Annotated in this window: 1 protein-coding gene; it reads left to right on the top strand. The window is 54.5% G+C overall.

Annotated elements, in window-relative coordinates:
• Positions 1 to 131 precede the first annotated feature (131 nt).
• Positions 132 to 290 (top strand): CsbD family protein (locus NLU14_RS21455; protein ID WP_275710450.1); only part of this gene is annotated, 159 nt, incomplete at its 3' end.

The following is a 290-nucleotide window of genomic DNA, read 5'->3' as shown; positions in this document are numbered from 1 at the left end:
AAGAACGCCTTGGACTGAGGCGGATAGCGATCGACGATCGCCGTTACTGGCTTTTCCGGTGTTTGGAAACGCTGTCTCCCGGGTAAAGACCTCGTATAACCAACTCATGCAAGAGAAGGGAGAGCATTCATATGGATCGGCATACGGAAGGCTGGAGCGACAAAATCAAAGGTGCCGTCAACCAGGCGAAGGGCGAGGCCAAGGACCAATGGGGCAACCTTACCGACGATCCGGGTCTCCAGGCAAGAGGCAAATGGGATAAAGCCAAGGGCAAGGTACAGGAAGAGATC

Source organism: Marinobacter iranensis (assembly GCF_029207565.1).
GTDB classification, from domain to species: domain Bacteria; phylum Pseudomonadota; class Gammaproteobacteria; order Pseudomonadales; family Oleiphilaceae; genus Marinobacter; species Marinobacter iranensis.
Note: the sequence above shows the minus strand (reverse complement) of the source record. Positions and strands in the feature narration are given on the sequence as shown.